Origin of the sequence: Flavihumibacter sp. CACIAM 22H1 (assembly GCF_001601815.1) — a bacterium.
Taxonomy (GTDB): Bacteria; Bacteroidota; Bacteroidia; order Chitinophagales; family Chitinophagaceae; genus Flavihumibacter.
Genome location: NZ_LUKG01000007.1, coordinates 107,416 through 115,088, shown reverse-complemented (window position 1 = coordinate 115,088; position 7,673 = coordinate 107,416). Strand labels below are relative to the sequence as shown.

At 44.8% G+C, this 7,673-nt stretch carries 10 protein-coding genes; 9 read left to right on the top strand and 1 reads right to left on the bottom strand.

What is annotated here, in order from left to right; all coding sequences use genetic code 11:
• The 9 genes from crtI to A1D16_RS03990 all read left to right on the top strand — a co-directional run.
• Positions 1 to 1,200 (top strand): phytoene desaturase family protein (crtI, locus tag A1D16_RS04030; RefSeq protein ID WP_290707949.1); only part of this gene is annotated, 1,200 nt, incomplete at its 5' end.
• 29 nt (positions 1,201 to 1,229) lie between these two features.
• Positions 1,230 to 2,069 (top strand): phytoene/squalene synthase family protein, encoded by an 840-nt coding sequence (locus A1D16_RS04025; protein WP_290707948.1) that lies wholly within the window; start codon positions 1,230 to 1,232, stop codon positions 2,067 to 2,069.
• A gap of 70 nt (positions 2,070 to 2,139) precedes the next feature.
• On the top strand, positions 2,140 to 2,670 hold the full coding sequence (gene idi / locus A1D16_RS04020; protein ID WP_290707946.1) for an isopentenyl-diphosphate Delta-isomerase: 531 nt from the start codon (positions 2,140 to 2,142) through the stop codon (positions 2,668 to 2,670).
• A complete protein-coding gene (locus tag A1D16_RS04015; RefSeq protein ID WP_290707945.1) occupies positions 2,658 to 3,143 on the top strand; it encodes a sterol desaturase family protein in 486 nt (161 codons plus the stop codon). Before idi ends, A1D16_RS04015 begins: the two co-directional genes overlap by 13 nt.
• A 37-nt stretch (positions 3,144 to 3,180) precedes the next feature.
• Complete coding sequence (locus A1D16_RS04010) at positions 3,181 to 4,419, top strand: lycopene cyclase family protein (protein ID WP_290707944.1); 1,239 nt, start codon at positions 3,181 to 3,183, stop codon at positions 4,417 to 4,419.
• 15 nt (positions 4,420 to 4,434) lie between these two features.
• The gene (locus A1D16_RS04005) at positions 4,435 to 5,247 is read left to right on the top strand and encodes an adenosylcobinamide-GDP ribazoletransferase (protein ID WP_290707943.1); all 813 of its coding nucleotides are present in this window, start codon (positions 4,435 to 4,437) and stop codon (positions 5,245 to 5,247) included.
• Between the two features lie 2 nt (positions 5,248 to 5,249).
• Positions 5,250 to 5,852, top strand: coding sequence for an alpha-ribazole phosphatase family protein (cobC, locus tag A1D16_RS04000; protein WP_290707942.1), 603 nt, complete (start codon positions 5,250 to 5,252; stop codon positions 5,850 to 5,852).
• Positions 5,853 to 5,861: 9 nt separating this feature from the next.
• Complete coding sequence (locus A1D16_RS03995) at positions 5,862 to 6,440, top strand: MarC family protein (protein WP_290707941.1); 579 nt, start codon at positions 5,862 to 5,864, stop codon at positions 6,438 to 6,440.
• A 70-nt stretch (positions 6,441 to 6,510) separates the two neighbouring features.
• Positions 6,511 to 6,738, top strand: coding sequence for a hypothetical protein (locus A1D16_RS03990; RefSeq protein ID WP_290707939.1), 228 nt, complete (start codon positions 6,511 to 6,513; stop codon positions 6,736 to 6,738).
• A gap of 12 nt (positions 6,739 to 6,750) precedes the next feature.
• Here the strand turns inward: A1D16_RS03990 and A1D16_RS03985 are convergent, their stop codons facing one another.
• Positions 6,751 to 7,608: an SDR family oxidoreductase gene (locus A1D16_RS03985; protein ID WP_290707938.1), complete on the bottom strand. Its 858-nt coding sequence runs from the start codon at positions 7,606 to 7,608 to the stop codon at positions 6,751 to 6,753.
• Positions 7,609 to 7,673 lie beyond the last annotated feature (65 nt).

The window sequence follows — 7,673 nt, the reverse complement described above, 5'->3', positions numbered from 1 at the left end:
GTTTGGCCCGATGGCAAAATGGATATCCCTGCAGGCTTACCTGCCCTCAAAGAATTGTTTGAATCGATTGAGCCCGGCGCAGCCATCGCACTGGAAAAATTTATGGAAGAAGCCGCCTACAAATACAAAGTAGGCATGGAAAAACTAGTGCATAAACCCGGCCAGTCCATCACAGAATTTATCGACTGGGACCTGGTTCGGGGCGTTTTTAAACTGGATGTATTTACTTCCATGCGCACCCACGTACATAAATTTTTTCGCCATCCCCAACTCCGCCTGTTAATGGAATTTCCCGTTATTTTCCTGGGTGCGATGGCAGAACAAACACCGGCACTTTACAGCCTTATGAATTATGCCGATATGGTGGGGGGTACCTGGTACCCGAAAAAAGGAATGTATTCTATTGTAGATGCCATGTACCAACTGGCACTTGAGCAGGGTGTAGAATTCCGCTTTAATGAAGAAGTTAAGAAGATTACACTTCATCAGTCGGCCGTTAAGTCGGTTGAAACAGCAACCGCTCAATACCTGGCCGACGCGGTAATCGGAGGCGCAGATTATCATCATATAGAAACCAGCCTGCTGCCTTCCTCGCACCGGTCCTATTCGGAACAGTATTGGGATAGCCGGGTAATGGCTCCCAGCTGCCTGCTTTATTTTATAGGACTGAATAAAAAACTTCCTAACCTCCGGCATCATACGCTTTTTTTTGATACCCCTTTTGAAGTACATGCAAAAGAGATCTACGAAACGCCGGCATGGCCCAGTAACCCGCTCTTTTATATGAGCGCCGTTTCTGTAACGGATCCTGAATCGGCTCCTGCCGGTTGCGAAAATATTTTCCTCCTTATTCCGGTGGCAGCCGGGTTACAGGATGATTCAGAAGAAATCCGGGAAGCCTATTATGAAAAATTAATGGATCGCCTGGAAAAATATACAGGTCAACCAATCCGAAACGCAGTTGTTGTAAAAAGAAGTTTTGCACATCGCGATTTTGAGGCGGCCTATAATTCGTTTAAGGGAAATGCCTATGGCTTAGCGAACGTGCTTAAACAAACTGCCATCCTCAAGCCCTCTTGTCGAAGCAAAAAGGTGAAAAACCTTTTTTATACCGGGCAACTAACGGTTCCCGGTCCGGGTGTTCCACCAAGTTTGATAAGCGGAGAACTTGTTGCGAAAGAAGTTATTCGGAATTTTTAGTTAACTTAAAAGAAAACTGGTTTGAGACCATGATGCAACTATTTCATACAGTATGCGAATTAAGTAGTAAGCTAACCACCGAACGATACAGTACCTCTTTTTCTTCGGCCATCAAACTGCTGCACCATGATTTGCGTCAGCCTATTTTCAATATATATGGCTTCGTTCGTTTTGCAGATGAAATAGTGGATACTTTCCATTCCTATGACAAGGAAACGCTGATTAAGGAATTTAAAGAACAAACGTACCAGGCAATTGACCGGAAAATAAGCCTGAACCCTATCCTTCACAGTTTTCAGTTAACGGTGAATCAATACAATATTGATCATGAACTGATTGAGGCTTTTTTCCGAAGTATGGAAATGGACCTCGATCAAAAAACCTATGACCACCAGGGTTATCTCGACTATATATACGGTTCCGCAGAAGTGGTAGGACTGATGTGCCTCTATGTATTTTGTGAAGGAGACCGGGCGCTTTACCTGCAGTTAAAGGACCAGGCGCGTTCACTGGGTGCAGCTTTCCAGAAAGTTAATTTCCTGCGTGATCTGAAAGCGGATTATAATTCGTTGGAGCGGGTTTATTTTCCCGGTTGTGATTTCAGCAATTTTACCGCCTGTGATAAAACCAAGATAGAAGCAGATATTCAACAGGATTTTGACGAAGCTTATAAAGGTATTATGAAGCTTCCGGTGAAAGCCAGGTTTGGTGTGTATGTGGCGTATAAATATTACCTTTCGCTTTTCAACCGGATTAAACGGGTAAAACCGCAGCGGATTTTATTGGAGCGGATCAGGATACCCAATTACCGGAAGGCGGCTATTGTAGTTCGGGCGGGTGTAAAAAACCAGCTGGGTATGATCGGGTAGTGCTTGAGATAGGATAAAACCCGGCAGGAGGGTGATTATTTTTTTGTTATGACTTTTTAGTTTACAAGGCATGGATCAATTAATACTGGTTAACGAATTGGATGTTGCCGTCGGCACCATGGAAAAAATGGAAGCACATCGAAAAGGGTTGCTTCATCGTGCCTTCAGCGTATTCATATACAATGCTGCAGGTGATATGTTGCTGCAGCAAAGAGCCCTCAATAAATACCACAGTGGCGGGTTATGGACCAATGCCTGTTGCAGTCATCCTTACCCGGATGAGCTGACACAGGCTGCCGGACTTCGCCGTTTGCAGGAAGAAATGGGTTTTGTTACCCCTATTCAACCAGCTTTTCAGTTTACGTATAAAGCTGAATTCGACAACGGTTTAACTGAATATGAATTTGACCATGTTTTTGTCGGTGAATACGATGGTCCGGTACATCCGAATCCGGCTGAAGTAAATGATTATTGTTACATGTCTATAAAGGAAATTGAAGCGGCCCTGCAATCTCATCCGGCCCGGTTTACTGCCTGGTTCCACCTGGCATTTCCTAAAGTACAGGAATGGAGAAAACAAGCTGAAGTATGCATTGGTTAATTTATGCAGGAATAATTCTGCTCACATTTTTATTGATGGAAGGCGTAACCTGGCTTACGCATCGCTTTGTCATGCATGGATTTTTATGGTACCTGCACGAAGATCATCATAAGAAAGGACCCGGTTTTTTTGAAAAGAACGACTGGTTTTTCGTCATTTTCGCAATTCCAAGTATGGGAATGATTCTATGGGGTACATTGGATTCCACTATGTGGTGGCTCCAGGCAATCGGATTTGGTGTAATGTTATACGGGTTTGCCTATTTCATGGTGCATGAAATCATCATCCACCAACGATTCAAATTTTTTACCCGCAGCAATAATATTTATATCAGGGCAATACGCTGGGCACATAAAATGCACCATAAACACCTCGATAAAGAAGACGGAGAATCCTTTGGTATGCTACTGGTGCATCAAAAATATTGGGAGAAGGTTAAAAAAGACCGTGAAAACACCCGAAATAAAAAGTGATAAGCGGAGTAACTTGCTGCTTTGCTAAATCACTGCTATGTCTACCCATCTCTTCCAATACAAGCCCTATAATTACTCGTACGAATACGATTATGTTTTTGCAGGCGCAGGTGCAGCTACGATGAGCCTCCTGGTTCGGATGATCTTATCCGGTCAGTTTAAAGAATCCACTTTTTTAGTAGTTGATAAAGACCAGAAGCAAAACAATGACCGAACCTGGTGTTTCTGGGAAAAAGAAGCTGGTTTGTTTGAAAAACTGGTGCATAAGTCCTGGGACCAGCTTTGGTTTCATGGCCCGGGTTTTTCCAAGAAATACCCCATCAAACCATATCGGTATAAAATGATCCGGGGCATCGATTTTTATAATTTCTGCCTGGATTTTTTGAAGCAACAATCGAATGTTCAGTTATTATTTGAACCTGTGGAGCGCATTGAACCCATGTCCAATGGTGCCCGCCTGTTGCTTAAAAATAAGGAAACTTATTACGCAAAAAAATACCTGTTTAACTCCATACCATTCGAAAAACCGGTAAGCGGGCCCGGTAAACATACCCTCCTGCAACATTTTAAAGGATGGTTAATTGAAACGGAAAATGATTTTTTTGATCCCGCTGTTTGTACACTAATGGATTTCCGCATAAACCAGGCGCACGGTACTTCTTTCGTTTATACCATGCCTTTAACGGCTCGGTCTGCCCTGGTAGAATATACCCTCTTTACGGAGTCGCTGCTCAACGAACAAGATTATGAAGAAGAGCTAAAAACCTATATCCGGGATTATCTACGGTTAAATCAATATCTGGTAAAAGAGCGCGAGTTCGGTATTATTCCGATGACCAACCAGGTTTTTTCGGAAGGAGAGGGGGCAATTGTAAATATTGGTACGGCAGGCGGACAAACCAAGCCCTCCAGCGGGTATACCTTCCAGTTTATTCAACGGCACAGTGATGCTATTTTGTATTCGATGTTGCAGCACGGGCATCCGCGGCCCAGCTTACGATCGCACGAAGGGCGTTTCTTTTTTTATGATTCGGTGTTACTGGATGTGCTGGTGCATAAAGAATTGGGAGGTGCAGAAATTTTTACCAGGCTTTTTAAACGAAATTCTGCCAAACGCGTATTTCGTTTTCTGGATAATAGCAGCTACCTGCCAGAGGAACTGTTGCTGATCGGGAGCCTGCCGGTGGGTCCGTTCCTGCGTGCTGCGCGCCGTCAGCTATTTCCTTCATCTGCAGCATCTTACCCAACCGGGGCCACCCATCCGCTGGAAAAATAAACTTAGTTTTGGCAGGTGCGGAAACAATATTTTTATTTTTTAGCAGCAGTACAATTTCTTACTAGGATTAAGGTGCCGCTTACTGCGCATTATAAACCTGAATACCTGGAGCGCTCCTCAACCTATTTTCCTTTGGTGGGTGTTATGGTGGCAGCCATCGGCCTGCTGCCTTACCTGCTTCTGAGTAAATACCTGAGTGTGGATATAGCAATTCTTGGCTATATGCTTACCACCATTTGGATTACCGGTGCATTTCATGAAGATGGGTGGGCCGATACCTGCGATGCGTTTGGCGGTGGCTGGACCAAAGAAAAAATCCTCTCTATTATGAAAGACAGTCGCCTGGGTACTTACGGTACGATCGGACTGATTGGCATACTTGCCGCAAAATTTCTCCTGCTAAAAGAACTACCCGGGTTCAATCCGCCTGAAATTACCAGCGGTATGAATCCCTGGCTGAATTACAGCGGCTTCCTGCTGTTGATGCTGGCCGCTCATTCAAGCAGCCGGCTGATGGCGGTTTTAGTTATTCAGCAGTTCTCGTACGTACGCGAAGAGGAGCCGGGTAAATCCAAACCCTTGTCCAAATCAAAATTAGTACCGTATGAGCTGCTTCTATGTGGGGCGCTGGCAATACTACCTTATTTATTGTTATCGCCCTGGTACCTCCTTAGCCTGCTTCCGATGTTTGTTGCTGCCCGTGAAATGGGCCGCTACTTTAAAAAATGGATTGGCGGCTATACCGGCGATTGCCTCGGTGCAGTACAACAGGTTACGGAACTGATTTTTTATCTCACAGCCCTTATTATCTGGCGCTATATAATCTGAATATGGATATTTACCTGATACGGCATACACGTCCGGCAATTGAAAAAGGCATCTGTTATGGACAGGCTGATCTGGATATTGTGGACAGTTTTTATGAAGAAGCTGCAGTGATCCGGGAGGTTATTCCGGCAGGCATTCAACGTGTTTATTCAAGCCCCCTACAACGCTGCCGGAAACTAGCCGAGCATTTATTTGATTCACCGATAGAATTTCATAATGACCTCATGGAGATCAATTGTGGAACCTGGGAACTGCGTCATTGGGATGCCATCCCCAAAGAAGAAGTGCAACCCTGGATGGACAATTTTGTAGCGGTTCGTATTCCAGGTGGCGAAAGTTATGAAGACCTGTATGCAAGAACAACCCATCGTTTTGAAGCTATCAAGCAAGCAGTGCTGGCGGATGGAGCATCTACTGCCATCGTAGCCCATGGCGGTGTTATCCGCAGCATATTATCCTATCTTACAGCTACTTCTATGCGCGATTCTTTTCAGCGGTTTCCTCTTTTTTACGGGTGTGTGGCAAGGGTGAAAGCAGATTCCGGCAATCACGAAATCTTGCTTAATATTGAGCAGGAAAAAGAACAGCATCGCCCCAAATTTTAAGTCCTTTTTATGGCAATCAATATTGATGAACTACTTACGGTCAGCTTCACCCTTTTTGCCGTAATTGATATATTGGGATCCATCCCATTACTGATTTCACTCAAAACAAAAATGGGTGAAATCCGTGAGTTCCAGGCATCGGTAATTTCCGGAGCCCTGATGCTGCTGTTTCTTTTCGTGGGAGAGCGGTTCCTGGGAATTCTGGGCGTGGATGTGGGATCTTTTGCCGTTGGAGGATCGATCCTGATTTTTATTCTGGGCCTGGAAATGGTATTGGGGGTGGAATTTTTTAAAAGTGAGGGAGATCCCAAATCGGGCACCCTGGTTCCGATTGCCTTTCCCCTGATTGCCGGCTCCGGAACACTTACCACTATTATTTCCCTACAGGCGAATTACCCTGTTTGGACGGTTGCGCTCGGCATTCTCTTCAATTTAATCGTCGTGTATTTTGTTTTGAAATCACTGAATTATATAGAACGGCTTATTGGTCCGGCTGGCTTACTCGCAATCCGGAAATTCTTTGGCGTTATTCTGCTGGCTATTGCAGTGAAAATTTTTGCCACCAATGCCAGCGGATTAATAAAATAAGGATCGGTTAGGCGTTACACGACCAGTGACGCTGGTATGGTTTTTTTGCTGTGTAGCAAAAATGAACCATATGAAACAGATAACTTTTGTATTAATAATATGCGGTGCTGTTGCCTGCAATAACCGGTTTGAAAACGAGGGTATAGTAAAATCAGATCAGGTGGTAAAACCGGAGGATACCTCTATTACCAGCTATCCTCCGGGAAATATTGCAGTTCCTCCAAATGTTCAGCCCTATACCGATAGTACCAAAGCCGATACGGCAGCGTTAGACAGCACCAAAAGAAAAAACAGGTAATACAGCTATTTATCAGGCATTCACGATTTCTCCTCCATTGGGGTGCAGTACCTGCCTGGTCATATAACTGTTTTCTTCCAGGGCCAGGAACAGGTAACTGGGCGCTATTTCATTCGGCTGCCCGGGGCGTTTCATAGGGGCATCGCTTCCAAAGGCGGCCACTTTTTCTTTCCGGAAAGAGGATACTATAAGTGGTGTCCAGATAGGACCAGGCGCAACTGCATTTACTCGGATCCCTTTCATTACCAGGTTGGCAGCAAGGCTCCTGGTAAAGCCAATAATAGCTGCTTTGGTGGCCGCGTAATCGATCAGCGAATCACTGCCCCGGTAGGCAGTTACCGAACTGCTGTTAATAATACAGGCCCCTTTTTTCATGTGTTCCAAGGCATACCTGGTGGTCCAGAAATAGGAATATACATTGGTGGTAAAGGTCTTTATCAGTTGATCGGTGATGATATCCGTAAGGCTTTTTTGTTCCCAGTGAAGGGCAATATTATTGATCAATATATCAATTGATCCAAACTGACGCACCGTTTTTTGCACCGTCTTTCTGCAGTTTGCTTCCTTACTGAGATCTGTTTTAATCAGCAGGCAGTCTACCCCATAATCCTTTACTTCTGCACAGGTTTCGCTGGCATCGTCAGTTTCACTGAGGTAGGCGATGGCAATATTGGCGCCTTCAAGGGCAAATAATTTAGCTACAGCTTTTCCTATACCGCTATCGCCCCCGGTGATCAGTACATTTTTACCTTTGAGCATGTTAGAACCCCGGCTGATCGGATTTGTTTCAGGTACGGGCTTCATTTTTTCGTGCCGACCCGGGCGCGCTTGTTGTTGCGGCGGATGAACCGCTTTTTTGGGATTTTTCACTGGCATCTTTTTACAAGATGCGGTTAAAAAATTATACCACCCATCGGGTGCTATACCAAGGCTGA